The sequence below is a fragment of the Ruegeria sp. R13_0 genome (assembly GCF_017743995.1).
In the GTDB taxonomy this organism is placed as follows: domain Bacteria; phylum Pseudomonadota; class Alphaproteobacteria; order Rhodobacterales; family Rhodobacteraceae; genus Ruegeria.
In genome coordinates this window covers 105,667-131,112 of the sequence record NZ_JAGHRB010000006.1, presented here as the reverse complement: position 1 = coordinate 131,112, position 25,446 = coordinate 105,667, and the positions used below count along the sequence as shown (strand labels likewise).

General features: G+C 58.9%; 26 protein-coding genes and 1 riboswitch. Of the genes, 11 read left to right on the top strand and 15 right to left on the bottom strand.

The annotated features are described in order from the left end of the window. Positions 1-65: 65 nt before the first annotated feature. Genes J7394_RS09695 through J7394_RS09685 form a run of 3 tightly spaced genes read left to right on the top strand, consistent with a single transcriptional unit; the run spans position 66 to position 3,263 of the window. Positions 66-974, top strand: coding sequence for a hypothetical protein (locus tag J7394_RS09695; protein ID WP_209252647.1), 909 nt, complete (start codon positions 66-68; stop codon positions 972-974). 24 nt (positions 975-998) lie between these two features. Next, entirely contained in the window at positions 999-2,555 is a 1,557-nt protein-coding gene (locus tag J7394_RS09690; RefSeq protein WP_209252644.1) for a phosphate ABC transporter substrate-binding/OmpA family protein, read from the top strand. A gap of 3 nt (positions 2,556-2,558) precedes the next feature. After that, complete coding sequence (locus tag J7394_RS09685) at positions 2,559-3,263, top strand: imm11 family protein (RefSeq protein WP_209252642.1); 705 nt, start codon at positions 2,559-2,561, stop codon at positions 3,261-3,263. 111 nt (positions 3,264-3,374) lie between these two features. On the opposite strand, the gene radC is transcribed toward J7394_RS09685, so the two are convergent. From radC to dnaK, 13 genes are all read right to left on the bottom strand, one after another. Continuing rightward, complete coding sequence (radC, locus tag J7394_RS09680) at positions 3,375-4,130, bottom strand: DNA repair protein RadC (protein WP_209252640.1); 756 nt, start codon at positions 4,128-4,130, stop codon at positions 3,375-3,377. Between the two features lie 36 nt (positions 4,131-4,166). Further along, positions 4,167-4,901: an ABC transporter permease gene (locus J7394_RS09675; protein WP_170643454.1), complete on the bottom strand. Its 735-nt coding sequence runs from the start codon at positions 4,899-4,901 to the stop codon at positions 4,167-4,169. Then, entirely contained in the window at positions 4,898-5,623 is a 726-nt protein-coding gene (locus J7394_RS09670) for an ABC transporter ATP-binding protein (RefSeq protein WP_209252638.1), read from the bottom strand. The genes J7394_RS09675 and J7394_RS09670 overlap by 4 nt, the downstream gene beginning before the upstream one ends. After that, positions 5,620-6,294, bottom strand: coding sequence for a thiaminase II (gene tenA, locus J7394_RS09665; RefSeq protein WP_209252636.1), 675 nt, complete (start codon positions 6,292-6,294; stop codon positions 5,620-5,622). Before tenA ends, J7394_RS09670 begins: the two co-directional genes overlap by 4 nt. Next, positions 6,291-7,226 carry an ABC transporter substrate-binding protein gene (locus J7394_RS09660; protein ID WP_209252634.1) on the bottom strand — a complete coding sequence of 312 codons (936 nt, stop codon included), beginning with the start codon at positions 7,224-7,226 and terminating at the stop codon, positions 6,291-6,293. The genes tenA and J7394_RS09660 overlap by 4 nt, the downstream gene beginning before the upstream one ends. 20 nt (positions 7,227-7,246) lie before the next feature. Further along, complete coding sequence (locus tag J7394_RS09655; RefSeq protein ID WP_209252632.1) at positions 7,247-8,209, bottom strand: HesA/MoeB/ThiF family protein; 963 nt, start codon at positions 8,207-8,209, stop codon at positions 7,247-7,249. Continuing rightward, positions 8,206-8,802, bottom strand: coding sequence for a thiamine phosphate synthase (locus J7394_RS09650; RefSeq protein WP_209252630.1), 597 nt, complete (start codon positions 8,800-8,802; stop codon positions 8,206-8,208). Before J7394_RS09650 ends, J7394_RS09655 begins: the two co-directional genes overlap by 4 nt. Further along, positions 8,799-9,563, bottom strand: a complete 765-nt coding sequence (locus J7394_RS09645; RefSeq protein WP_209252628.1) for a thiazole synthase — start codon at positions 9,561-9,563, stop codon at positions 8,799-8,801. Before J7394_RS09645 ends, J7394_RS09650 begins: the two co-directional genes overlap by 4 nt. A gap of 2 nt (positions 9,564-9,565) precedes the next feature. Next, positions 9,566-9,760, bottom strand: a complete 195-nt coding sequence (gene thiS / locus J7394_RS09640; protein WP_209252626.1) for a sulfur carrier protein ThiS — start codon at positions 9,758-9,760, stop codon at positions 9,566-9,568. Further along, positions 9,744-10,721, bottom strand: a complete 978-nt coding sequence (gene thiO, locus J7394_RS09635) for a glycine oxidase ThiO (RefSeq protein ID WP_209252625.1) — start codon at positions 10,719-10,721, stop codon at positions 9,744-9,746. Before thiO ends, thiS begins: the two co-directional genes overlap by 17 nt. Continuing rightward, positions 10,718-11,521: a bifunctional hydroxymethylpyrimidine kinase/phosphomethylpyrimidine kinase gene (gene thiD, locus J7394_RS09630; RefSeq protein ID WP_209252624.1), complete on the bottom strand. Its 804-nt coding sequence runs from the start codon at positions 11,519-11,521 to the stop codon at positions 10,718-10,720. Before thiD ends, thiO begins: the two co-directional genes overlap by 4 nt. Before the next feature lie 44 nt (positions 11,522-11,565). Beyond that, positions 11,566-11,671, bottom strand: a riboswitch (TPP riboswitch). Positions 11,672-11,920: 249 nt separating this feature from the next. Next, a complete protein-coding gene (gene dnaJ, locus J7394_RS09625; protein ID WP_170380244.1) occupies positions 11,921-13,069 on the bottom strand; it encodes a molecular chaperone DnaJ in 1,149 nt (382 codons plus the stop codon). 74 nt (positions 13,070-13,143) lie between these two features. After that, entirely contained in the window at positions 13,144-15,051 is a 1,908-nt protein-coding gene (dnaK, locus tag J7394_RS09620) for a molecular chaperone DnaK (RefSeq protein ID WP_209252623.1), read from the bottom strand. 214 nt (positions 15,052-15,265) lie between these two features. On the opposite strand from dnaK, the gene J7394_RS09615 reads away from it, so the two are divergent. After that, complete coding sequence (locus J7394_RS09615; RefSeq protein ID WP_209252622.1) at positions 15,266-15,868, top strand: alpha-ketoglutarate-dependent dioxygenase AlkB; 603 nt, start codon at positions 15,266-15,268, stop codon at positions 15,866-15,868. Here J7394_RS09615 and J7394_RS09610 read toward each other — a convergent pair. Further along, positions 15,865-16,686 carry an ABC transporter permease gene (locus J7394_RS09610; RefSeq protein ID WP_209252621.1) on the bottom strand — a complete coding sequence of 274 codons (822 nt, stop codon included), beginning with the start codon at positions 16,684-16,686 and terminating at the stop codon, positions 15,865-15,867. The genes J7394_RS09615 and J7394_RS09610 overlap by 4 nt on opposite strands. Before the next feature lie 122 nt (positions 16,687-16,808). On the opposite strand from J7394_RS09610, the gene cysQ reads away from it, so the two are divergent. From cysQ to J7394_RS09575, 7 genes are all read left to right on the top strand, one after another. Further along, entirely contained in the window at positions 16,809-17,606 is a 798-nt protein-coding gene (gene cysQ / locus J7394_RS09605) for a 3'(2'),5'-bisphosphate nucleotidase CysQ (protein ID WP_209252619.1), read from the top strand. Continuing rightward, positions 17,606-18,406 (top strand): manno-octulosonate cytidylyltransferase, encoded by an 801-nt coding sequence (locus J7394_RS09600; protein WP_209252617.1) that lies wholly within the window; start codon positions 17,606-17,608, stop codon positions 18,404-18,406. Before cysQ ends, J7394_RS09600 begins: the two co-directional genes overlap by 1 nt. Positions 18,407-18,475: 69 nt before the next feature. Then, on the top strand, positions 18,476-19,459 hold the full coding sequence (gene galE / locus J7394_RS09595; RefSeq protein WP_209252852.1) for a UDP-glucose 4-epimerase GalE: 984 nt from the start codon (positions 18,476-18,478) through the stop codon (positions 19,457-19,459). Between the two features lie 7 nt (positions 19,460-19,466). Beyond that, positions 19,467-20,519, top strand: coding sequence for a glycosyltransferase family 2 protein (locus tag J7394_RS09590; RefSeq protein WP_209252616.1), 1,053 nt, complete (start codon positions 19,467-19,469; stop codon positions 20,517-20,519). A gap of 154 nt (positions 20,520-20,673) precedes the next feature. Next, positions 20,674-21,660, top strand: a complete 987-nt coding sequence (locus J7394_RS09585) for a glycosyltransferase family 2 protein (protein ID WP_209252615.1) — start codon at positions 20,674-20,676, stop codon at positions 21,658-21,660. After that, positions 21,657-23,357, top strand: coding sequence for a beta-1,6-N-acetylglucosaminyltransferase (locus J7394_RS09580; protein WP_209252614.1), 1,701 nt, complete (start codon positions 21,657-21,659; stop codon positions 23,355-23,357). Before J7394_RS09585 ends, J7394_RS09580 begins: the two co-directional genes overlap by 4 nt. Before the next feature lie 6 nt (positions 23,358-23,363). Next, positions 23,364-24,785, top strand: a complete 1,422-nt coding sequence (locus J7394_RS09575) for a nodulation protein NodH (RefSeq protein ID WP_209252613.1) — start codon at positions 23,364-23,366, stop codon at positions 24,783-24,785. 98 nt (positions 24,786-24,883) lie between these two features. On the opposite strand, the gene J7394_RS09570 is transcribed toward J7394_RS09575, so the two are convergent. After that, positions 24,884-25,402, bottom strand: a complete 519-nt coding sequence (locus J7394_RS09570) for a murein L,D-transpeptidase family protein (RefSeq protein ID WP_209252612.1) — start codon at positions 25,400-25,402, stop codon at positions 24,884-24,886. Between the last annotated feature and the right edge of the window lie 44 nt (positions 25,403-25,446).

The window sequence follows — 25,446 nt, the reverse complement described above, 5'->3', positions numbered from 1 at the left end:
CGGCCACAAATTGGCCGCGATTGTTAACGAAGGTGCGACTCGCTCCTTCAACTGGGGAGGGTGTTTTGTTCGTAGTCAGAAATTACGTGACCATGTGCGGCACGGTCGCCTGTGCCCTGGGTATTGGTTACCTGATGCAATATGGTGCGCCTGCGCAACCGAATGGCGCGCAGGAACCTGTCGCCGTGGCTTCTGTCGCGGATCAGGCCTCGGTCATTGCGGGGCTTGAGCGTATCGTGCAAACCTCTTCCTCTGACGAGACCCCCTCTCAGCCGATCCAGCGCCCTGCGCCGAAGGCGGCACAAAAGCATACCAATTGCAGTATCAGCGCGCGTGCCACCGCCCAAATGGGTGCCAATGCACGGCTGCGGATCAAGGCCCCCTGCCGCAGCAATGAACGTGTTGAGATTCACCACAACGGTCTGACGCTGACACAGCAAACCGACGAAAACGGTGCCTTGGATCTGACCATTCCGGCCCTGTCCGAATACGCCATTTTCCTGATCTCTTTTGAGGATCAGACCGGCACAGTCGCCACCACTCACATCATGGACATTGACCAATTCGACCGGGTCGCATTGCAATGGCAGGGTCAGACCGATCTGCAAATCCACGCCTTGGAGTTCGGTGCCAGCTATGGAGAACCGGGGCATATCTCGGCCAATAGCGCATCGCAGGGCGCGGGTTCCGTGGTCCATCTGGGCAACGCGAGCTTCCATGATGGACAGAATATCCAGATCTATTCCTTCCCTGCTGCGCGTTCGGAACAGACCGGATCGGTCGCTTTGACGATTGAAACCGAAGTGACTGAGGCCAATTGTGGCCGCGATCTGAACGTCCAGTCTTTGGAACTACGCAGCGATCGTCGGCTGCGGTCGCGCGATCTGATCCTGACGATGCCGATGTGTACCGAAGTCGGTGAGTTTCTGGTGTTGAATAATCTGTTCCAAGACCTGACAATCGCGGCAAATTAAACCGCAGGCAGGCTCGACCTTCTCATGACACGTATTCGTGCGGCGCTGGCCGTACTGTTTTCTGTTTTGCTGGCTGTTTCAGCCACCGCGCAGGATATTGTTCTGACATCGCATGATGGCAAGATCGAAGTTTCCGGCACCCTGCTGGGCTTTGACGGCGAATTCTACCGGGTCGACACCCAGTTCGGAGAGCTGACAGTCGATGGCTCCGGCGTCACATGCGACGGCCCCGCCTGCCCCAACCTGACCGATTTCGTGGCGGAGGTCCGGTTCTCGGGATCATCCGTCATGGCCGAGACGGTCCTGCCTGCCCTGATCATCGGCTTCGCCCGGCAAGAAGGTCTGACAGCAACCCCTTCGCGCGTGGACGAACGCAGCTTTGCCTACGAACTGCGCCGCCCAGAACGCACGGCCCCTCTCGCCCGCCTGTTCTTTCGCGTTGGAACGACGGATCAGGGGTTTGCCGACCTCATGGACAACGACGCCGATATCGTGATGGCACAACGCGAAATCCGGGATGAGGAACGCAACGCGGCCGAGACCGCAGGGCTGGGCGATCTGACCCACCCTCGCCACGCGCGGATTGTGGCGCTGGATGCGATCGTCCCGGTCGTCGCGCCAGAGAACACCGTTCAGCAGATTTCACCCGTAGATCTGGTCCGTGTTCTGTCCGGCGAGATCACCAACTGGACAGATCTGGAAGGGCCGGACGCTCCGTTTGCCCTACACATGCCGGACGCCGGGTCAGGCTTGTCCCAGGATGTCGAGGATCAACTGCTGCGCCCCGCTCAGGCTGAGCTGTCCGAAGGTGTTCTCCGCCACCAGCGCAATCGCGATCTTGTCCAGGCAGTGGCCAACGACCCGTTCGCGATCGGCATCACGACGCAGGCGGCCTCGGGCCCGACCCGCGCGCTGCCTTTGGCCGGAGGCTGCGGACATGCGCTAGCGGCGACCCGCCAGTCGATCAAGACCGAGGATTACCCGCTGACTTCTCCGATGTTTCTCTACCTGCCACAACGCCGCCTGCCACGGTTCGCGCGCCAGTTTCTGGCCTATACCCGCTCAGCCGACGCGCAGATGGCGATACGGCAGGCCGGGTTTGTCGATCAGGCGACCGAGAATCTGCCCATGGGGCTGCAGGGGGATCGGCTCGCCAATGCCATCGTTTCAGGTGGAGCAGAAGTTGGGCTAGAAGAGCTTCAACACATGGTCGAAACTCTGCGGCCATTGTCTAGATTGTCGATCTCCTTCCGGTTCGAGCCAGGAAGCTCTCGCCCGGATGCACAATCGCGGTCTAATATTCTGCAATTGGCGCAGGCGCTTGAGTCCGGCAGTTTGACCCCTCGCAAGCTTGTCTTTGCCGGGTTCAGCGACGGGGACGGAGGCGCCAGCGCCAATGCACGGATCGCCCATCGCAGGGCACAAACGGTGCGTAATGCAGTTCTGGCCGCTGTTGAGACCGAAATCCCCGACAGTATCGAGATCACAACCGAAGGATTCGGAGAAGCGATGCCGATGGCCTGCGATGACACGGAATGGGGCCGAAAAACAAACCGCCGGGTTGAGGTTTGGGTAAATTAAAGAATGACGATGTCGGACAGAAACTCGGACGAAACAGCCTCTGCAATCAATGAGAGTGCAGCGCAACCAAGTGCGAGCCATGTCTGGTATTTAGATGCGCGCCGCAACATGAGCATTGGCTTTGGGTTTCGCGACGAGATTTGGGAGCGCAATAGAAAAGAACGAATCGATCTCTCGGCACGCCTTAATAGAGGTGACTTGGTCGAATGCAATGAACTACCGCCAAGGATGTGGATCGACAAAGGGTTTCAAAGGGATAGCAATAGAAAACTACCCCATCTCTTTTCCGCCGGGAGCGTCCTCGCATGTTCCCAATCACTCGTAGATGCGTTGAAACCCTTCGATCTTGGGAAGAGCGTTTTTTGGCCAATGTCGTTTCTCAAACATGATCGGGAAACACCATTTGAGGGTGGACCCTTTTATCTGTTTCAAATTCGCGAGATCAAGCGGGCGTTCTCAACGAAAGACTCGGTAAACTATATACCTCGTGAGTTTGATCATCAGACATTTCTCGGGCTGGTTTCTCTCACTCAAAAAGATGATGAAATTAGACTTCTAGCTTCAGCTAGTGAGGTAGACGTCTGGATTGATCCCAGTCTAGGAAAGTCGATTTTTGTAAGCGATGCCGTGTATCGAACGTTGAGAAAAACAAATCTGCTAGGAAAGATAGCCGCCCTGCGCTGCCCCATTCTGCCAGAATCGAACTAGATCGGAACACGCGTGCGGCCGCTCAAAGCCGGGATGCTAGCCGACCAGAGCTCTCTTGAGCTACACCTCATCCTGACCCTTAGGCAACATACCAAAACAAGGGTCTTCCCGTCACAAATACCCCTCGGATCGAAAGCTCAGCTCGGTTGATTTTCCGATAATCAGATGATCGTGCAGCGTCAGCCCCAAGGCCGTGCAGGCATCCTGAATGCGGTTGGTCATGTCGATATCCGATTGCGACGGCGTGGGGTCGCCGGAGGGATGGTTATGCACCAAAATCAGGGCCGAGGCATTCAGCTCCAGCGCCCGCTTCGCAACCTCGCGCGGGTAGACCGGGACATGATCGACGGTGCCCTTCGCCTGCTCTTCATCCGCGATCATCACATTCTTGCGGTCAAGGTAGAACACGCGAAACTGCTCGATCTCTCGATGCGCCATCGTTGTGTGGCAATAGTCCAGCAGAGCATCCCAGCCTGAGATCACGTGGCGCTGCATCACCCGCGCACGGGCCATGCGATGGGCGCAGGCTTCCAGGATTTTCAGATCGGTGATGACCGTTTCCCCGACGCCTTTGATTTGACGCAACCGCTCCTCTGGCGCGGTCAATACGCGGTTGAAATCGCCGAACGTATCCATCAGCAGCCGGGCCAGAGGTTTCACGTCCTGCCGTGGAATGGAGCGAAACAACACCAGCTCCAGCAACTCATAGTCCGGCATAGCGCCTGAGCCGCCAGACATGAACCGTTCGCGCAGCCGCTTGCGATGGTCTTTGATGTAGGAGGGTAACCGACCCGTCGGCAGCGGCTGCGCTGACGCTTCGTCCGTATCGAAAAGCATTGGGGCTTCGGCAAAGGCGTCCTGTGTCATGGGCCTCACCTTGGCGCAGAATAGGTTTCTGAAAGGTTAACGCGCCTCACCTGCCATGCGGGCAGTGGCGCGACGCACCAGCATATGCAGCAGGATCGAGAACACGCCCAGAGTCAGCATGGCCGCGAACATCAGATCGGTCTTGGCCCGGCCATTGGCCAGTAGCATCAGGTAGCCCAACCCTTGCGAGGACCCGACCCATTCGCCGATCACCGCGCCAATCGGCGCATAGACCGCCGCCAACCGCATCCCCGAGGCCAGCGAAGGCAGCGCCGCCGGGATACGGATGTGCCACAGGACCGAACGCGGGCTTGCCTGCATCGTACGCGCCAGATCGAGATATCCGGGCGGCGTCCTCATCAGACCGTCAAAGAAGGATGAGGTGATCGGGAAGTAGATGATCAGAACCGCCATCGCGACCTTGGACCAAAGGCCGTAGCCCAGCCACAGGGTCAGCAGCGGCGCCAGCGCAAAGACCGGCAGAGCCTGGGTGAACACCAACATCGGCTGCACCAGCACCCGCGCGGCCCGCGAATTGGCCAGTTGCAGCGCGGTGACAACGCCGAGAACGGTACCAACCGCCAGGCCGATCACGACCTCAACCGCGGTAATCCAGGTATGTTCCGCAATCACCCAACGGTTCTGCCACCAGGTCTCGGCCACAAGCGCCGGGCCAGGCAGGATGAACTTGGGCAGGCCGGTCAGGCTGACGATCGCCTGCCAGACGGCCAGAGCGAACAGGGTTGCGGCGAGGGCAGAGAGGAGTTTCATGCCGCCTCTCTTAATAGTTTCAACAGCGCACCTTGGGTTTCCAATGTCTCCAGATCATCTACATGGCGCGGTGCGGGCGCGGCAGGTGGAGCACAGGGCGTCAACCCCTGCTGCGTCATCACGACGATGGATTGGCCCAGACGCGCGGCCTCGGCCGGGTCGTGGGTGACCAATAGGACTGTCCGGCCCTGCAGCGCCTCGGCGGCCAAGTCCTGCATGTCTGCGCGGGTGCGCGCGTCGAGGGCCGAGAATGGCTCATCCAGCAGCACGATGGGGCGATCCTCCATCAGGGTCCGCGCCAAGGCGACGCGCTGTCTCTGGCCGCCAGACAGTTCCGACGGTTTCTTGGCCATGTGATCTTGCAGGCGCATCCGCTCGATCAGACGGTCCCGGCGATCCAGATCAGGTTTCTCACCCCGCAACCGCGCGCCGAGCGAGACGTTTTGCGCCACCGTCGCCCAAGGCAGCAGCAAGTCGTCCTGCGCCATGTAGGCCACGCGAGTCGGGACTGTTTGGCCATCGCTGGCCAAGATCTGGCCGGTGAAATCCGCGCCTGTCTCCAACCCTGCGATCAGGCGCAGAACGGTGGTTTTGCCAACGCCCGATCCACCCAACAGACAAGTCCACTGCCCCGCCCCAAGGGTCAGGGTCAGCGGTGCGAATAAGGGCGTATCGCCAATGCTCGCGTGTCCGCTGATGGTGAGATCGGGCGCCCGGGTCATGGGGTCAGACTCATTTGCCAGAAATTGACCTCCAACTCCGTCGCGGTTCGGAAGGTCTGGCACAAACGCTCCCATCGCGGAGAGGCCTCGAAATCTGCCCCAATCCGTCGTGTTAGAGCCGAATCCAGCAGTTCGCCAACCGCTTTGCACGCACCCTGGTAGTCCTCACCGGCATAGGTGTTGATCCAGTCGCGATAGGCCTCGGATGTGGCCCCGGAGGCCAGCCGAGCGCCGATCTCACCATAGCCCATCACACAGGGCGCAAGTGCGGCCAACAGGTCCAGCAGATCGCCGCTATACCCGACCTCCAGCACGAAGCGCGTATAGGCCAGATTTTCTGCACGTTCCGGGGTTGCAAACAGCTCCTCCTGAGAGATCCCGGCCGCTTCACAGATCCCGATATGCAACTGCATCTCTTCGGCGACCAATGCGTTCACGGTGCCCACAGCCGTCAGCATTTCGGAATGCGTCTCCGATTTAACAACTGCCAGCGCCCAGGCACGGCTGAAGTGGATCAGGAACACATAGTCCTGACGCAGGTAATGCAGGAATGCCTCTCGGGGCAGAGAGCCGTCCTTCATCCCTTCAACAAAGCCGTGGCGGGTGTAGTCCCGCCACGGCCCCTGCGCCGCATCACGCATCAGCGTAAAGGCTTTGCCATAGTCGCTCATTGCGCGGTCACGTCGATCGTAATGTCGCTGACCGGCAGAACGCTGTCGATCATGCCGCTTTCGTTCAGGAAGGTTTCAAAACGGGCGTAGCGGCCTGCGTCAAAACCAGCCGGGCGCAGAGCGAAACGCGGCAGAGTGTCGACCCAGGCGCGGGCGTTCAGCTCATCCTGCAACTCGGGCGACGTCGCGGCGAAGATCTCCCAGCTTTTTTCCGGGTTGTTGACGATGTACTGGGTCGCTTTTTCGGTTGCTGCCAGGAAACGCGCGATCTTGTCCTTGTCCATCGTCTCGGGGTTAGCAACGTAGATCAGCTCGTCATAGGACGGCACGCCCTCTTCCTCGATATAGAAGCAGGTGCCGGGGCGGCTTTCGATATCCATCTGGTTCAGCTCGAAGTTCCGATAGGCACCGATCACCGCGTCCACCTGACCGGTCATCAGCGACGGCGAGAGCGAGAAGTTCACGTTGATCAGTTCAACATCGTCCAGCGTCACATCGTATTTGCCCAGAACGGTGCCCAGAACAGCCTCTTCCACGCCCGCGACCGAGAAACCGATTTTCTTGCCTTTCAGGTCCGCAGGCGACTTGATCGGGCCATCTTCCAGAACCAACAGGCAGTTCAAAGGAGTCGCGACCAGCGTGCCGACGCGTTTCAGCGGCAGGCCTTCGTGGATCTGCAGGTGCAGTTGCGGCTGATAGGATACGGCAAGTTCGGCCTGACCAGCAGCCACCAGACGCGGCGGAGCGGACGGGTCAGCGGGGGGAACGATCTCAACCTTGAGGCCCTGCTCGGCGAAATAGCCGTTTTCCTGCGCCACGATGATGGGCCCATGATCGGGGTTGATGAACCAATCCAGCAGAACGGTCATCTTGTCTTCGGCCCAGGCCGGCGCAGCGGCCAGAAGGGCGATGGCTGTCATCAGCTTTTTCATGTCTCGCGTTTCCTTTTCACTCACGAGGTTGAGGCCGCGACGAGGACAATCTCGCCCGGCCAATCCGGTTCAATCTGTTCAGCAGCGCGCCAGGCGCGCAGGCCGGTTGCACAGCACAAAGCCAGCCTTTTCGCTTTGTTAGGCTCTGATCTCAGGTGTTCTACGCTTAGGCGTCGTGCCAGGGGGTGGATGGGTTGAGGAGCTTCGTCTTCACTCCGAAGCTCAACAATCACATCCTCTGAGGACAGCTGCGATGCGGCCACGAAGGCGAAGGACTGCTCAGGCTCGGGCGCTGCATCAAAGCGGAAGCTGGAGCTTCGGAAGGTCTGGGCATCCAACTGCACCATCTGGCCAAGAGGCGACGGGTCGAGACCCAGGATCAAAGCCAGTGCCATCTGCGCCTGCATCGCACCGACCATGCCCACGACTGGCCCCAGCACACCTGCCGTGGCACAGCTCGCCCCGCTGGTCGGGGCTTCGGGGAACACGGCCCGCAGTGACGGCGCACCGCCGCAGAACGCTCCGACATAGCCAGACAGGCCCAGCACCGAGGCGCTGACCAGTGGTTTGCCCAAGGTCAGGCAGATATCCGACAGGGTGTAGCTGGCGGCATAGCTGTCCGCACAGTCTAGGATCAGATCGGCCTGCGAAACAAAACCGGCCGCATTTTCGCTTGTTAGAGCCTGTTTTAGCGCCACGACGTTGATATCAGAATTCAAAGCACGGCAGCGATCTGCTGCAACTTCGGCCTTTGGGCGTCCGCAATCGGCCTCGGTAAACAGCGTCTGCCGATGCAGGTTCGACAGGGCCACGTCGTCCGCATCGAGGATCGTCAGATGGCCAACACCCGCCCCAGCCAGCAAAGGCAGGACCGGGGCCGCCAAACCGCCCGCCCCGACAACCAGAACCCGCGCCTTGGACAGGCGCGCTTGCCCTTCGGCCCCCACCTCAGGCAGGATCATCTGGCGAGCGTAGCGGCTCATCTAGTGGCCTCGATCCACTGACGTACCCGCGCCTCGGGGTCGGCGTTCAGGGTAATGTCCGTAACGACCGAAACGATGTCCGCCCCTGCCTCAAGCACGCCGGGCGCGCGTTCGACGCTCATACCGCCGATCCCGACCAGAGGAATATCACCCACACGGGCCTTCCACTCGGTGACGCGCGGCAGGCCCTGCTGCTCCCACTTCATCTTTTTCAGGATCGTAGGATAGACCGGACCCAGCGCGACATAGTCGGGGTCCATGGCCAGAACGCGCTCTAGCTCATCATCGTCATGGGTAGAAACGCCCAGCTTTAGACCCGCTTTTCGGATCGCCTTGAGGTCGGCATCGTCCAGATCTTCCTGCCCTAGATGAATCCAGTCGCAACCCGCATCAATGGCGGCCTGCCAATAGTCATTCACCACCAGAACCGCGCCATGCTGCTTGCACGAATCGCGAGAGGTCGCGATCTCGGCTTGGACAACATCGTCCGGCTGATCCTTCATGCGCAGCTGTACCAGCTTTACACCTAAGGGCAGCATCCGCCGCAGCCAGTCCGAGTGGTCAAAGATCGGGTAGAAACGGTCCAAGCTCATGACAGGAACGCCTTTCCAACGACGGGGGTTGAGGGTTCGGCCATGTCCCGAGCCTCGATCGGGTCGGCCTGATGGGCCAGCTGCCCGGCCTCAACCGCACGCATCATGGCCTTTGCCATCAACGCCGGATCACCAGCGCGAGCGACGGCTGTGTTCAGCAATACCGCGTCATATCCCAGCTCCATCGCGCGGGCCGCATGGCTGGGCAGGCCGATCCCAGCATCAATCACCAGCGACACATCCGGGAACTCGGCCCGCATCGCGCGCAGGGCGTATTCATTGTTCAGCCCCCGGCCCGAGCCGATGGGCGCACCCCAGGGCATCAGAACCTCGCACCCGGCCTCGAGCAACCGCTCGCCCACGATCAGGTCGTCGGTGGTGTAAGGGAAGACCTCGAACCCGTCCTCGGTCAGGATGCGCGCGGCTTCGACCAGCTGGAAGACGTCCGGCTGCAAACTGTCGGTATGGCCGATCAGCTCCAGTTTGATCCACTTGGTCTCAAACACTTCGCGCGCCATATGTGCGGTAGTCACCGCCTCTTTCACCGTATGACACCCGGCGGTGTTGGGCAGCACCAGCACGCCCAGATCACGGATCATCTGCCAAAAAGTCTGCCCGGCCCCCGATTCCCGCCGCAGTGAGACCGTCGCCACACCCGCGCCGCTATCGCGGAACGCCTGTTCGAGGACAGCAGGGCTGGGATACTGCGCGGTGCCCAGCATCAGCGGGTTGGGCAGATCGACGCCATAGAAGCTTTTCATCCTCACCCTCCTTGCATCGGCGACAGGATTTCGACCCGGTCACCTTCAGACAGGGCATGGGCAATGCGTAGACTGGAGGGCACGAATTCCTCGTTCACCGCCGTTGCGACACGGCCCGAGAAACCGCATTCCTCTAGCAGCTTTGCCAAGGTAGAGGCCTTTACCTCCTTGGGGTCGCCATTAAGCACGATCTTCATCGACCATCTCCGAATGTTTGTTCTCAAGCGCCAGATCGGCCACGCCCTGTGCCAAGGCAGGGGCCAACAGGTAGCCGTGGCGGTAAAGGCCATTGGCATAGATCGTCCGGCCCAAGCGCCGGATACGCGGCAGGTTGTCGGGAAAGGCAGGGCGCAGATCGACGCCGATTTCCAGCACCTCAGCCTCACCAAAGGCCGGGTTCAAAGCGTATGCCGCGCTGAGCAGTTCCAGCATTGAGCGCGCGGTGATCCGGCTGCTATCTTCGCTTTCGATCATGGTCGCGCCCAGCATGTAAATGCCCTCACCACGCGGGACGATGTAGAGTGGCATCCGCGGGTGCAGCAGGCGCACTGGACGGTTCAGCGTCACATCGGGGCACCGCACAACCAGCATCTCGCCCTTTACGCCACGCAGATCATGCAGGTATTCCCGCGCGTGAAACCCTCGGCAGTCTATAGCGTTTTCCAGCTGCGCAGGTGCGAGTTTGCGATGGAATTCTACGCCCTTGTCTTTGAGACCTCGGTGCAGGTCCAGCAACGACTGACGGGGGTCAAGATGCGCTTCTTGATCGAAGTACAATCCCTTTCCGAAGCCATGCAAATCAGGCTCTAATTCGGAGATTTTCGCCCGATCTACCTCGGAATAGGAACTCGTCCGACGAGCAAACCTGCGTAAATCCGGAAGGTCCCGCGCATTGGCCACGACCAGAGTACCGCATCGGTGCACATGTGTTCGGGAGGCCCACCACTCGATGGCGGATTGACCGAGCCTGAGGACAGGTTCCTCGGCGTTTTCATACTCGCACCACGGGGCCAGCATACCGCCCGCCCACCAGGAACATCCATGCGGACCCGGAGGGCCGCCGGGATCAAAAACCTGCACCTTTGCCCCGCGCGAGACCAGCTCGGACGCGACGGCCAAACCGGCAACACCGGCCCCTATGACGGACCAGAGGGTCACGCAGGCCAAACCCGGTGGAAGTGATGAACAGGTCCGTGGCCCGCGCCGATCTTCAGCTCATCGGCTCGCATGATGGCGCCCTGCAGATACTCATGCGCCTGCGCCACAGCATCGACAAGGGTCAGGTCCTTGGCCAAACCGGCAGCGATGGATGAGGACAGGGTGCAACCCGTTCCATGGGTGTTTCGAGTGGCCTTCCTTGGGGCCTGAAATTCGGCAATCACCCCGGTTTCGTCGATCAGCAGATCATGGCACACATCCCCCTTGCCATGACCGCCCTTCATCAAAACTGCTTGTGCCCCCAGCGCACACAGAGCTTTCCCCTGATCAACCATCGCCTCAGGCGTGTCGGCATCACCTTGATCCAGCAAACATGCCGCCTCGGGCAGGTTAGGCGTCAGAACCGTCGCACGAGGCAACAAGACATCGCGCAGGGTCTGAACCGCCTCATCGGCCAGCAGGGCATCACCGGATTTCGCAATCATTACGGGGTCCAGAACGACAGGCCCTTGAAAGCGGGAAATCCCCTGCGCCACAGTCTCAATAATCTCCGGCGTCGCCAGCATTCCGATCTTGATGGCGCGCACATCCAGATCGCTGAGCACCGCTTGGATCTGGGCCGAGATGACCTCGGACGGGATACCATGCACGGCAGTAACCGCCTGCGTGTTCTGAGCAGTAACAGCGGTGATCACGCTGGCCCCGAAAACACCCAAAGCCGACATCGCCTTGAGATCGGCCTGAATGCCCGCGCCGCCGCCGCTGTCGGATCCTGCTATGGTCAAGGCAATAGGTGCCACGTCGTTGCTCCATCTATTTTGGGCAACCGGGCATGGAAAACGTCTGTTTGCTTTAGACCGTTCCCTACGCCGGAATTGCCCGGATCAGGTTCGATGGGTTAGCGCTTGGCGCCTCTCAGCCCTTCGATAAGGGCACCCCAACGGTTGGCGCGGACAATCTCAGGGCAGTTGGAAAAAATCAAGTCTTATTCGGTTGAGTTTTGCAGCCCCAACGGAGGTAAAAAATGGCGCGTTCAGGACTCAGCGAGGCTCTGCCTCGCGCTCCGAGATATTTTTAGCCAGATGAAGGAAAGGATCCTCCATTCATCTGGCCAGAAATATCCCGGAGGAGGCGCCCGTAGGGCGACGGGGGAAGAGCCCCCAAAACGAACAGGCCGCCCCAATTAAAGCGGCCTGAATTTAGCTTTTCATCCCGTCCCAGAAGGACTTAACGGATGAGAAAAAGCTTTTTGATTCTGGGTGGTTATCCTCACCCAAATCATCAAACTCCCGCAAGAGCTCTTTCTGGCGAGAGGTGAGGTTGACCGGTGTTTCCACAGCCAGTTCGATGAACATGTCACCGATGCCACCACCCCGCAACGCGGGCATACCTTTGCCGCGTAGGCGCATTTGGCGACCGGATTGGCTGCCCGCCGGGATCTGCACCCGTCCTCGCCCGCCATCAATGGTCGGCACCTCGATGGACCCGCCCAGCGCGGCCTTGGCCATGCTGACAGGCACGCGGCAATAGAGGTTCACGCTGTCGCGTTCGAACAGTTTGTGATCCGAGACCTCAACAAAGATATAGAGGTCACCCGGAGGGCCGCCGCGCATCCCGGCCTCACCCTCTCCCGCCAGGCGGATGCGTGTACCGGTCTCAACACCAGCTGGGATATTGACCGACAGCGCGCGTTCTTTTTCCACACGACCCGCGCCATTGCAGGATTTACAGGGGTTTTTGATGATCTGCCCAAGGCCCGAACAGGTCGGACAAGTCCGCTCAACGGTAAAGAACCCTTGCTGCGCCCGAACTTTACCCATGCCAGAGCAAGTCGGACATGTCGTAGGTTCTACACCACCCTCAGCGCCCGAGCCGTCACAGGCCGAACAAGCAACGGCGGCAGGAACGTTGATGGTTTTCTGTAGGCCCGAAAACGCCTCTTCCAGCGTGACGCGCAGGTTATAGCGCAGGTCGGACCCGCGTGCTGCGCGACGTCCGCCACCACCACCACGTTGGCCGCCCATGAAATCGCCGAACAGATCGTCGAACACATCCGAGAACGCGCTGGAGAAGTCACCCTGACCGAAGCCGCCGCCCGGACGGCCACCGCCGCCCATGCCGTTTTCAAAGGCGGCGTGACCAAAGCGGTCATAGGCGGCTTTTTTGTCAGCATCGCGCAGCACGTCATAGGCTTCGTTCGCTTCTTTGAACTGCGCCTCGGCATCCGGGTTGTCTTTGTTGCGGTCGGGATGCAATTCTTTGGCTTTCTTGCGAAAACCTTTCTTGATCTCATCCGCAGATGCGCCCTTGGTGACACCAAGCACATCATAGTAGTCGCGTTTTGACATCAGTTTTCCCTTCTGCCTCAACGTAATCGGGCCGGCCCGGCAAGCGGACCGGCCCAGATTGGCCCGGTTACCGGTTACTTACGCTTGTCGTCGTCCAGATCTTCGAACTCGGCGTCGACAATGTCATCATCCGCAGGACCTGCGTCTGCTGCTGCAGGCTCTTCCTCGCCCTCTTCGGCTTGCGCCTTGTAGATGGCTTCGCCCAGCTTCATAGCAGCTTCGGTGACGTTCTGGATGCCAGACTTGATCTTGTCGGCGTTCTCGGTTTCCAACTCGTCTTTCAGCGCGGCAATTGCCAGCTCGATCGCTTCGATCGTGGTCGGATCGACCTTGTCGGAGTGCTCTTCCATCGACTTCTCGGTCGAATGGATGAGGCTTTCCGCCTGGTTCTTGGCGTCGACCAGCTCGCGGCGTTCCTTGTCGGCTTCCGCGTTCTCTTCGGCGTCCTTGACCATCTTTTCGATGTCCTCATCGGACAGACCGCCCGAAGCCTGGATGGTGATCTTCTGCTCTTTGCCGGTGCCTTTGTCCTTGGCCGAAACCGAGACAATGCCGTTGGCGTCGATGTCAAAAGTCACCTCGATCTGAGGCATACCGCGCGGTGCCGGCGGGATATCTTCGAGGTTGAACTGACCCAGGATCTTGTTGTCCGCAGCCATTTCACGCTCACCCTGGAACACGCGGATGGTCACGGCGTTCTGGTTGTCCTCGGCGGTCGAGAAGACCTGAGACTTCTTGGTCGGGATCGTGGTGTTACGGTCGATCAGGCGGGTGAACACGCCACCCAGCGTCTCAATACCCAGCGACAGTGGGGTCACGTCCAGCAGAACCACGTCTTTGACGTCGCCCTGCAGAACACCGGCTTGGATAGCCGCGCCCATGGCAACCACTTCGTCCGGGTTCACGCCTTTGTGGGGCTCTTTACCGAAGAACTTGGTGACCTCTTCGATCACTTTCGGCATCCGGGTCATGCCACCGACCAGAACAACTTCGTCCACATCGCCAGCCGACAGGCCCGCGTCTTTCAGGGCGGCCTGGCAAGGCTTCATCGACTTCTTGATCAAGTCGCCCACCAGCGATTCCAGCTTGGCACGGGTCAGTTTCATGACCATGTGCAGCGGCTGGCCGTTCGAGCCCATCGAGATGAACGGCTGGTTGATTTCGGTTTGCGAGGTCGAAGACAGCTCGATCTTGGCTTTTTCAGCAGCTTCTTTCAGACGCTGCAGCGCCATCTTGTCGCTGGACAGATCGACACCGTGTTCTTTTTTGAACTCTTCCGCCAGGTAGTTGACGATGCGCATGTCAAAGTCTTCGCCACCCAGGAAGGTGTCACCGTTGGTCGATTTGACTTCGAACAACCCGTCGTCGATTTCCAGAATGGTCACGTCGAAGGTACCGCCACCAAGGTCATAAACCGCGATGGTTTGGGTTTCTTCCTTGTCCAGACCATAGGCCAGAGCAGCCGCTGTCGGTTCGTTGATGATCCGCAGCACTTCCAGACCGGCGATTTTACCAGCATCTTTGGTGGCCTGACGCTGAGCATCGTTAAAATATGCCGGCACGGTGATAACCGCCTGTGTGACTTCCTCACCCAGATAGCTCTCGGCGGTTTCCTTCATCTTGCCCAGAGTGAAGGCCGAGATCTGGCTTGGGGAGTACTTTTCACCGCGGGCTTCAACCCACGCGTCGCCGTTGCCGCCATTCACGATGGCATACGGCACCATTTTCTTGTCTTTTTCGACTTCGGCATCATCCACACGACGACCGATCAGGCGCTTGACGCCAAAGATCGTGTTGTCGGGGTTGGTGACCGCCTGACGTTTTGCAGGCTGACCGACCAGTCGCTCATCTTCAGTAAAGGCGACGATCGAGGGCGTGGTCCGCGCCCCTTCGGCGTTTTCGATGACCTTCGGCTGCGAGCCATCCATGATCGCGACACACGAGTTGGTGGTTCCGAGGTCAATCCCGATTACTTTTCCCATATTTTCAATCCCTTTCTCTTCAAGGCGATGTCCCGAGGGCCGGACCCGTTATGGCATCCTGTCCCCGATCTGATGTGCGCGACAGCACTACACCATCGCGCGTCCCGGCGTATATAAGGGCCGGACCAGAGGCCTGCAAGCACTGTAAATCGCAGGTTTTCGGGAATCTGCGGCCTTTTTTGGCAAGGATTTGGTAAGGAATGGGGAATCCGGCATGGCTCGGCTGCTTTTACGGGGATTTGAGATCAGGAAGGGCTATCTGGACAATGCCGCCCAGCGCCGGCTGATAGACGCGCTTCGCCCGATTCTGAAATCCGCACCCCTGTTCCGCCCCATGACACCATCGGGCAAAGAAATGTCGGTGCGCATGACGTCTGCCGGAGATTTGGGCTGGGTGACGGACAAGGCGGGCTACCGCTATCAGGACCAGCATCCCAAAGGCATGGACTGGCCCGAGATCCCCGAACCTGTCCTTGCGATCTGGCAGGATCTGGTAGGGCGTGATCGCGCACCGGATTGCTGCCTGATCAACTACTACGGCGAAGACGCCAGGATGGGCCTGCATCAGGACAAAGATGAGGCCGATTTTTCTTGGCCCGTGCTGTCGGTCTCACTCGGCGATGATGCGCTGTTCCGCATCGGCAACACAACACGCGGAGGCAAGACGGAATCCCTCTGGCTGAACTCGGGCGATGTGGTGATCATGGGCGGCCCAGCGCGATTGACCTATCACGGCGTAGACCGCATCCGGTTCAAGTCATCCAAACTGCTGCCCAAGGGCGGGCGGATCAACCTAACCCTGCGCGTTGCGCGTTAGCGGCGCGCGCTCCAGCTTTGTGAGACGTGTTTCTTGGTGAAGAAAACGCCCAGCAGGCCGATCATTAGCAGCGCGACGCCAACCCAGACCGCATATTCCCAGCTTGTGTTGCGCGGGTAATAATTTCGAAACACATAGCCGCGACACTGGTCGATCAAATGAAACAGGGGATTCCAGGCGAAGAGCATCAATGTGTATCCGCCCAGAGCATTTGCCAGAAACATCTTGCCGGAAAAGACCATGTTGAGGCGCCGGTATACGGTCGTGAGAATAGCAGCTGTCGTTGGAAACCAAGGTGTTAGCGCCATGAATACCAACCCAACGGCGCAACCAGTGAACCAAGACAGCAGCACCATTGCAAATGCTGCCCCCGGTTCTTCTATAACCAACGGGGTAATCGCGACATGGTACAAGAACAATATGATGAACAGTGTCACCAGCATGGTGTAAAGTATGCCAAACGCAGAGGCCATGATCATCACCATCATGTTCATTGGCGAATGCAGCATCATCGGGTTGTTTCCAGCGCTAACTCCTGCCACCTGCTTCACCGATTTAATGTGAACTAGAAACAAAAAGACACCGGACAACAGGTACAAAACCAAGTCGCCTCGAACCTTGGCGACCCGCGCACCCATGAAGGACATGATCAAATAGAAAACCACAACCAGCGCAAGGACTTGTACGATGCTGCGGACGATAGCGACAACAGCATTCGAATGTTGCGACCGTATATTGCGCACCACAGCATGAAACACCAGTTCTGCGGTAGTAAACGCACCACCCAGCAGGGTCTTGTTATTCCTGAAATAGAACACGTGTCGGGTCTTTCCTGCTCTGTTGACCTCAGTCTTTCACGAATACCTTGCCGTTCGGTAACCAGCACATCATAAGTCCGGCACCACATTCGATCAACAAACTACCAAATCGGAGCTTTTTTGTGACCTACGACGCCCTTATCCCCGTCATCCGACGTCTGGCACTGGAAGCCGGTGACAAGATCATGGAGATCTACAACTCGGATACGTTCGATGTGAAGGTCAAATCCGACGAAAGCCCCGTGACCGAGGCGGATGAGGCCGCCGATGCGTTGATTTCAGCGGGGCTGCGCGCGGCCTTCCCCGACATCCTTCTGGTGACCGAGGAACAGGCCGCCTCGCATTCCGAGAAGGGCGAGACATTCCTGATCGTTGATCCGCTGGATGGCACCAAAGAGTTCATCAATCGGCGCGGAGATTTTACCGTCAATATCGCACTGGTCGAAAACGGCACCCCCACGCGCGGCGTCGTCTATGCCCCTGCGCGCGGTCGCATGTTCTACACCCAAGCCGATGGGCAATCGGTCGAGGAAACCGGCGCATTGGACAAGGTCCACGTCGGTGAGATCACGCCGATTTCAGTCTCTAACCCGGACAATTCCGCTCTTTTGATCGTCGCGTCCAAGTCGCACCGGGATCAGGCAACCGAGGATTACATCAACAAATACAAGGTCCAGGACAGCAAGAGCGCGGGCTCGTCCCTCAAGTTCTGTCTGGTCGCAACGGGTGAGGCAGATCTCTACCCGCGGGTCGGGCGCACGATGGAGTGGGACACCGCCGCCGGGCACGCTGTACTGGCAGGGGCCGGTGGTCAGGTGGTCAGGTTCGACGACCACACACCTCTGACCTATGGCAAGGACGGCTATGCAAACCCGTTCTTCATCGCCTACGCTCCGGGTGTTGAGTTGAAGGAAGCCTGATGTCCGTTCTGATCGCCATTCCCGCCCGCTATGCCTCATCCCGCTATCCGGGCAAGCCTTTGGTGCCGCTGACCGGCGCGACGGGCAAAGCTATGACACTGATCGAACGCTCGTGGCGAGCGGCCAAGTCTGTGTCAGGCGTGGACAAGGTGGTTGTCGCTACAGATGACGACCGCATCCGGGACGCCGCCGAGGGGTTCGGGGCCGAGGTCGTGATGACCTCGGAAGCCTGCCAGAATGGCACCGAACGCTGTGCCGAGGCACATGAGGTTTTGGGCGTCGGCTACGAGATCATCGTGAACCTGCAAGGCGACGCGCCGCTGACGCCGCATTGGTTTGTCGAGGACCTGATCTCGGGCCTTCGTGCGGCACCAGAGGCCGGTGTCGCCACACCCGTTCTACGCTGCGACGGAGACGCGCTGAACAGCCTGCTCAATGATCGCAAGCACGGGCGCGTTGGCGGAACGACTGCCGTTTTTGCCAGCGATAACAGCGCGATGTATTTCTCGAAAGAGGTGGTGCCCTTCACGTCCGACAGCTATACGGGCACAGATCCAACGCCGGTGTTTCACCACGTGGGTGTCTACGCCTACCGCCCGGATGCGCTGGCCGCCTATCCCAGTTGGCCCACCGGGCCGTTGGAAAAGCTGGAAGGTCTGGAACAGCTGCGCTTCATGGAAAACGGCCGCAAGGTTCTCTGCGTCGAGGTCGAGGCCAAAGGCCGCCAGTTCTGGGAGCTGAATAACCCTCAGGACGTGCCCAAGATCGAAGCGATGATGGCAGATATGGGGCTGGAGTGATCCCCTTTCCCCCTGACCGAGCCTGCCAATCTGACGTAGAAGCGCCCAACTATGACCAATGGACCTGATATGAAAACGATCCTTGTCACGGGTGGCGCAGGCTATATCGGCTCTCATGCGTGTAAGGCGCTGGCGCAGGCGGGCTTCGTACCGGTGACCTACGACAACCTTGTCACCGGCTGGCAGGATGCGGTCAAATTTGGCCCGTTTGAACAGGGCGACCTGCTAGACCGCGCGCGGCTGGATGAGGTTTTTGCCAAATATCAGCCTCAGGCCGTGATGCATTTCGCTGCGCTCAGCCAGGTGGGTGAGGCCATGAAACAGCCCGCGCGCTACTGGTCGAACAATGTGACTGGCTCGCTGACCCTGATCGAGGCTGCCGTGGCCGCAGGCTGTCTGGATTTCGTGTTTTCATCGACCTGCGCGACCTATGGCGATCAGGACAATGTGGTGCTGGATGAGAATACGCCCCAGCACCCGATCAACGCTTATGGAGCCTCAAAACGCGCGATCGAGGATATCCTGCGGGATTTTGAAGCCGCTCATGGCCTGCGCCATGTGATCTTCCGCTATTTCAATGTGGCTGGTGCCGATCCCGAAGGCGAGGTTGGAGAGTTCCACCGGCCTGAGACCCATTTGATCCCACTGATGCTGGATGCGATAGATGGCAAACGGGATGGCCTGACTGTGTTTGGCACCGACTACGACACACCAGACGGCACCTGCATCCGTGACTATGTGCATGTCTGCGACCTAGTCGACGCGCATGTTCTGGGTCTGAACTGGCTTCAACAGGGCAAGGGCAGCCGTGTGTTCAATCTGGGCACCGGCTCGGGGTTTTCGGTTCTTGAAGTTATCGAGCAGTCAAAAACCGTCACCAACCGCGCCGTTCCCTATAGCGTCGGACCGCGCCGCGCAGGCGATTGTACCAAGCTGGTGTCAGGTTCACTCCACGCCGAGGGTGAGCTGGGCTGGAGGCCAAAACGCTCAACGTTAGAGACGATGATCACCGACGCGTGGCGCTGGCATCAAACCGGCGCCTACGAGAAATGAGCCGCCGTTGACCCCCGTCAGCGCCCAGCTTCCCCGCATCGGCCCGGCCCAGAAATACCGGCTGCGCTGGAAACGGCGCAGGCTGCTGTGGCAATCCTGGCGCAGTCGTCACCAGTTGACCTGTTTGCAGAACAGAACCTTGGATATCCAGCGCGGAGATATTCTGGCCTTCGTCACCCTGCGCAACGAATTGGACCGTCTACCTTGGTTTTTCCGACACTACCGCGCCTTGGGCGTCGACCATTTTCTGATCGTGGACAATGGCAGCGACGACGGATCGACCGAGTATCTCGCGCAGCAATCTGACGTTTCGCTCTGGCACACTCAGGCCAGCTACCGCGCCGCGCGCTTTGGGCTGGATTGGCTGACCTCGCTGCAAATCCGGTACGGTCACGGCCATTGGTGCCTGACAGTCGACGCGGATGAGTTGCTGATCTACGCGCATCACGACACCCAACCCTTGCAAGACCTGACCCGTTGGCTGGAACGGCAGGGCCGCGCCGGGTTCGGTGCTTTGATGCTGGATCTCTACCCGAAAGGCCCGCTGGGGTCGCAGACCCACGACCCAGAATGTGATCCGACCGAGACCCTGAACTGGTTCGACGCTGGCCCCTACCGCGGGCAGCGGCAAACCCCGATGGGCAATCTATGGGTCCAGGGCGGCGCGCGCGAACGGGTGTTTTTCGCCAATACACGCCAGCGTTCACCGACTTTGAACAAGATCCCTCTGGTCAAATGGTCCCGGCGCTATACCTATGTAAATTCGACCCATTCCGCGCTGCCACGTGGCCTGAATGCGCTTTATGATGGGCCGAACGGAGTAGCACCTTCGGGCGTGCTTTTGCACACGAAGTTCCTGCCCGAGATCACCGCGAGGTCGCAAATCGAGAAACAACGCCGCCAGCATTTTCATGATCCCGACCAATTCCAGACATACTATGATGGGATCATCGCGCAGCCGGATATGTGGACCGAGCGGTCCGAGGCTTACACCGGTTGGATAAAACTACAGCAGTTGGGGCTGATGAATGCAGGGGGCTGGCCAGATCAACACAGCTAGGGTCACTAACCTGTTGTAAATGCATTGCCCCTCAAGATGAAAAAATGGCATAGTCAGCGGAACCCGGGTGTTGGACACTCAGCAATCAATCCGGGGAAGCTCGCGTCAATAACAAGGGTTGGGCAGTCGCGTGGGCCTTTTGGAATCTTATCGCATGAGGTTGCGGCGCAAGCGCCGCCTTGTGCGCTGCGTCAAAAGACGGCGTGAGCTGAAGCCCGTCAGCACCAATACCGCCGCCATCCGCCCGGACGATGTGTTGCTGATGAGCGTTGTCCGTAACGAGAAGATCCGCCTGCCCTTCTTTCTGGAATACTACCGCAAGCTGGGCGTGAACCATTTTCTGTTTGTCGATAACGACAGCGGCGACGGCAGTCTCGAGTTTCTGCGCACGCAGCCCGATGTCTCGGTCTGGCAGACGAAAACCAGCTATAAAAAAGCGGGGTTCGGGTTGGACTGGTCCAACTATCTACTGCGCAATTATGCGCATGGGCATTGGGTTCTGACCGTCGATCCGGATGAGTTCTTTATCTATCCGTTCTGCGACACCCGCCCGATCAGCGCGCTGACCGATTGGCTGGACAGCTGCGCGGTGCGCAGTTTCGGCACCATGCTGATCGACATGTATCCCGAAGGTCCCGTAGACGACGAACCCTATCACGAAGGTCAGGACCCGTTTGAAATCACGCGTTGGTTTGATGCCGGGAATTACATGATTTCCAAGAACCCCGAATATAAGAACCTGTGGATTCAGGGCGGCCCAAGGGCCCGTGTTTTCTTTCAGGACAACCCCTCGAAGGCCCCGGCGCTGAACAAGATCCCCTTGGTGAAGTGGGATCGGCGCTATGTCTATATCAGCTCGACCCATTCGCTGCTGCCGAGGGGTTTGAACCAAGTTTATGACGAATGGGGCGGGGAAAAGACCAGTGGCGCGTTGTTGCATGCCAAACTGATCAACACCCTAGGCGAAAAGGCACGCGAAGAGATGCAGCGCAATCAGCACTATCGCGGGTCCGGTGAATACAAGGCCTACGCCAAACAGCTAGAGGAGCAGCCCGTTTTCCGCTGCGATTGGTCCGAACAATACATCAACTGGCGACAGTTGGAAATTCTGGGCCTCATGTCGAAAGGCAATTGGGCATGAGTTCGCTGGGTATCGTCATGCTGGTTCACACGGCTCTGGACCGGGCCGAGCAGGTCGCCCGCCACTGGACCGCTGCGGGCTGCCCGGTTGTGATCCATGTGGACAGCAAGGTCGCCGAAAAGACCTATTCCAACTTTGTCGCGTCCTGCGCGGACAACCCTCTGATCAGTTTCTCGGAGCGTCATACGTGCGATTGGGGCCGTTGGGGTATCGTGGCCGCCTCACAATCCGCATCCGAGCAAATGCTGGAGAACTTCCCGGACGTGCGGCATGTATTCCTGTCGTCCGGCGCGTGTCTGCCTCTGCGCCCTGTGCAAGAGCTGATCGACTACCTGTCCGACCGTCCCCGCGTCGATTTCATCGAAAGCGCTACAACCGCTGATGTCAGCTGGACGATCGGTGGGCTGGACCATGAACGCTTTACCCTGCGGTTCCCGTTTTCATGGCGCAATCAGCGCAAACTGTTTGACGCCTATGTAAAACTGCAACGGGCGACCGGCATGCGCCGCCGCATCCCCGACGGTTTGACCCCGCATATGGGCAGCCAATGGTGGTGCCTGACGCGGCAGACCCTCTCGGCCATTTTGCAGGACCCTAGGCGCAAGATCTATGACCGCTATTTCCGCCATGTCTGGATACCGGATGAAAGCTATTTTCAGACCCTTGCGCGGCTCTATTCCACGCATATCGAAAGCCGGTCCCTGACCCTTTCGAAATTCGACTACCAGGGGCGGCCTCACATCTTTTACGATGATCACCTGCAATTGCTGCGCCGGTCGGACTGCTTTGTTGCCCGTAAAATCTGGCCTCGGGCCGAGAAGCTGTATCAGTCTTTCCTGGCCAACCAGACGAGCGCGATGCGGCCGGCCGAACCTAACCCAGGCAAGATCGACCGTGTTTTCTCAAAAGCGGTCGAACGGCGCACGCATGGGCGGGATGGTCTTTACATGCAAAGCCGCTTTCCTCGTCACGGAAGCGAGAACGGCCTGACGGCGGCGGGTTATTCGGTGTTTCAGGGTTTCTCGGACCTGTTTGAAGAGTTCGAAACCTGGCTGGAAACTGCGACCAACACGCGGGTTCACGGGCGCCTTTTTGCCCCGAGCCGCGCCGAATTCGCACAGGGTGAGACGATCACCAATGGCGCGCTCAGCGACAGTGCCACGTTGCGCGACTATAACCCAAAAGCGTTTCTTTCGAACCTGATCTGGAACACACGCGGGCAGCGCCAGTGTTTCCAGTTCGGCCCTCAGGATACGCAGGACATCAACTGGTTTCTGGCGCGGGACAAGAACGCGCAGATCTCGGTGATTACCGGGGCATGGGCAATCCCGCTGTTCCGGTCAAACATGAACTTCGCCGATATCCGGTGCGAAGCCGCCCGCTTGCAACAGATCGAGAGCAAACAGCTTGAGGTGCTGAGCTCGGTTTGGACCAAGGCGCGTGTACGGAGCTGGACACTGGCAGAGTTCATTGAGGCCCCAATGGAGCCTCTGCAAACCATACTTGACGAGATCGCGCCACAGACAGCCCGCCACCTGACCGAGGCCCCGCTGATGGTCGATCTGGCCGGTTTTGGGCAGTTCCTCCAGAACCTCAAGAACCAGGGCATGCATCCGCAACTGATGGGCGACTTCCCCGTTGATGATGTGTTTGGCACCCGCACCAAACCTTTCCGCAAACCTTATCTGGTGCAGTGATCCCCGATGGCCGATCCCTTTGAATCCTTCGTGATCCTGGGTGCGATGCGCACCGGATCAAACCTGCTTGAGGCCAACCTGAACCGGATCGACGGCCTCACCTGCCATGGCGAGGCCTTCAACCCGCATTTCATCGGGCGGGTGAAATCCGACCAGATTCTGGGTCTAACACTGGACGAAAGGGACGAAGATTCCAGCAAACTTCTGGCAGCCATCCGCACGGCCCCGGACGGGTTGCACGGGTTTCGGTATTTTCAGGACCACGACCCGCGCGTCCTGCCTGAGGTCCTGAACGACCCGCTCTGCGCCAAGATCATCCTCAGCCGCAATCCGCTGGACAGCTATCTGTCGCTGAAGATCGTTCGGAAAACCAAGCAATGGCAGTTGAAGAACATCAAGCGCCGGTTGGAGGAAACGGTTGAATTCGACGCGGCTGAGTTCTCGGACTACGTTGACACCCTCGCCTCTTATCAGACGTCGCTGCTGAGCCACCTGCAAAGATCGGGGCAGACCGCATTTTACATCAATTATGATGACCTCGGCGATCTTGAGGTTTTGAACGGTCTCGCCAGGTGGCTGGGAGTCGATGGGCGGTTGGATGCGCTGGATGATACGCTCAAGCCGCAGAACCCGTCAGCCGCGGTGACCAAGGTGACCAACCCGGACGAGATGGCGCGTGCCGTGTCAGGGATGGACCGTTTCGCCCTGCACCGCACGCCAGATCTGGAACCTCGACGCGCGCCAAAGCTGCAAAGGCTCATCGCGGCGCCGACAACACCGCTGCTATTTCTGCCAATTCCCGGCGGGTTAGAGCCTGTTGTTACCCAGTGGCTGGCGCGGATGGATGGGTGTGACGAGGGCGCATTGCACGACACCCAAGACGCGGTCGAAAGCTGGATGCAAACCCATCCCGGGCACCGCAAATTCACCGTTCTGCAACATCCGATCGCCCGCGCACATACTGCGTTTTGCAACTATGTTCTGGCCAAGAACCATGACGACTATGCCGATATCCGCCACATGCTGCGCAATCGGTTCAAACTGCCGATCCCCGGACAGCTGCGTGAAAAGAACTACTCGAAAGATCAGCACCATTCGGCATTTGCGGCTTTCCTGACCTTCCTGCATCACAACCTGAACGGCCAGACCCCAATCCGGGTCGATGCGATGTGGTGCAGCCAGTCAAAGGTGATTGAGGCGATGGCGCCCATCGCCCTACCCGATCTGATCCTGCGAGAGGATGACCTAGGGACCGCTCTGCCCGATCTCGCCACAAGCCTGGGGCACACAAACCCACCTCCGCCGGAAGGACGCACCGCAGATACGCCCTATAGATTGGCAGAGATATACGACGCACAGCTTGAGGCGCTGGCAGCAAAAGCCTATCAGCGGGATTATGCAAAATTCGGGTTTGGACCCTGGCGCTAGGGCAGTTTTTGATAGCCCGGACTCATCCAACACTGCCTGAAATCAAAGATTTCAACGCGTTAGATGATATCACACCTTCAAACTAAATCAAAAACGCCTTAGGGCCGCAGGGTGATCAGCGTACCGCGGTTGACCATCGCATAGATCTCTTCGATCTCGTCATTCTTGACCGCGATGCATCCGGCAGTCCAATCCGGCGTCTTCTTGGCGCGCTTCAGCTCGGACCGCAGATTGGGCTGACCGTGGATAAAGATATCACCACCCGGATCAACGCCCGCCGCCTTGGCCTGCGCGACATCCTGTGAGTTGGGGTAGGAAATACCCAAGGACAGATGATAGCGGCTGTTCGGGTTACGCCGGTCGATCAGATAGCTACCTTCGGGCGTCCGGCCATCGCCGCGCTTGGTTTTGGTGCCATTGGGCGCAAAGCCCAGATCGACATCATATTCCCGCAAGATCTGCTCATGATGCAGAAGGTACATCTTGCGCGCACCCTTGTTGACGACCAGAGAGGTCACCTCGGGCCCATCATATGTCAGAAATCTGGGGCTGGCTGAGGCACAAGCCGAAAGGCTCAGCGTTGCCATTGCACCCAATCCAAATGCTCGACGATCCATGATTCACTGCCTGCTGCTTTTTTTTGGTATTATGCCAAAAACTG

What these genes read in the sequence shown, in the direction of transcription:
- J7394_RS09660 (WP_209252634.1), bottom strand. Translation starts at nt 7,226, where the DNA reads ATGAAAAAGCTGATGACAGCCATCGCCCTTCTGGCCGCTGCGCCGGCC.
- J7394_RS09675 (WP_170643454.1), bottom strand. Translation starts at nt 4,901, where the DNA reads ATGAAACTCCTCTCTGCCCTCGCCGCAACCCTGTTCGCTCTGGCCGTC.
- J7394_RS09585 (WP_209252615.1), top strand. Translation starts at nt 20,674, where the DNA reads ATGAGGTTGCGGCGCAAGCGCCGCCTTGTGCGCTGCGTCAAAAGACGG.
- dnaK (WP_209252623.1), bottom strand. Translation starts at nt 15,051, where the DNA reads ATGGGAAAAGTAATCGGGATTGACCTCGGAACCACCAACTCGTGTGTC.
- J7394_RS09645 (WP_209252628.1), bottom strand. Translation starts at nt 9,563, where the DNA reads ATGAAAAGCTTCTATGGCGTCGATCTGCCCAACCCGCTGATGCTGGGC.
- tenA (WP_209252636.1), bottom strand. Translation starts at nt 6,294, where the DNA reads ATGAGCGACTATGGCAAAGCCTTTACGCTGATGCGTGATGCGGCGCAG.
- J7394_RS09575 (WP_209252613.1), top strand. Translation starts at nt 23,364, where the DNA reads ATGGCCGATCCCTTTGAATCCTTCGTGATCCTGGGTGCGATGCGCACC.
- radC (WP_209252640.1), bottom strand. Translation starts at nt 4,130, where the DNA reads ATGACACAGGACGCCTTTGCCGAAGCCCCAATGCTTTTCGATACGGAC.
- galE (WP_209252852.1), top strand. Translation starts at nt 18,476, where the DNA reads ATGAAAACGATCCTTGTCACGGGTGGCGCAGGCTATATCGGCTCTCAT.
- J7394_RS09655 (WP_209252632.1), bottom strand. Translation starts at nt 8,209, where the DNA reads ATGAGCCGCTACGCTCGCCAGATGATCCTGCCTGAGGTGGGGGCCGAA.
- J7394_RS09600 (WP_209252617.1), top strand. Translation starts at nt 17,606, where the DNA reads ATGTCCGTTCTGATCGCCATTCCCGCCCGCTATGCCTCATCCCGCTAT.
- J7394_RS09580 (WP_209252614.1), top strand. Translation starts at nt 21,657, where the DNA reads ATGAGTTCGCTGGGTATCGTCATGCTGGTTCACACGGCTCTGGACCGG.
- dnaJ (WP_170380244.1), bottom strand. Translation starts at nt 13,069, where the DNA reads ATGTCAAAACGCGACTACTATGATGTGCTTGGTGTCACCAAGGGCGCA.
- J7394_RS09690 (WP_209252644.1), top strand. Translation starts at nt 999, where the DNA reads ATGACACGTATTCGTGCGGCGCTGGCCGTACTGTTTTCTGTTTTGCTG.
- thiS (WP_209252626.1), bottom strand. Translation starts at nt 9,760, where the DNA reads ATGAAGATCGTGCTTAATGGCGACCCCAAGGAGGTAAAGGCCTCTACC.
- J7394_RS09615 (WP_209252622.1), top strand. Translation starts at nt 15,266, where the DNA reads ATGGCTCGGCTGCTTTTACGGGGATTTGAGATCAGGAAGGGCTATCTG.
- J7394_RS09650 (WP_209252630.1), bottom strand. Translation starts at nt 8,802, where the DNA reads ATGAGCTTGGACCGTTTCTACCCGATCTTTGACCACTCGGACTGGCTG.
- J7394_RS09685 (WP_209252642.1), top strand. Translation starts at nt 2,559, where the DNA reads ATGACGATGTCGGACAGAAACTCGGACGAAACAGCCTCTGCAATCAAT.
- J7394_RS09670 (WP_209252638.1), bottom strand. Translation starts at nt 5,623, where the DNA reads ATGACCCGGGCGCCCGATCTCACCATCAGCGGACACGCGAGCATTGGC.
- J7394_RS09570 (WP_209252612.1), bottom strand. Translation starts at nt 25,402, where the DNA reads ATGGATCGTCGAGCATTTGGATTGGGTGCAATGGCAACGCTGAGCCTT.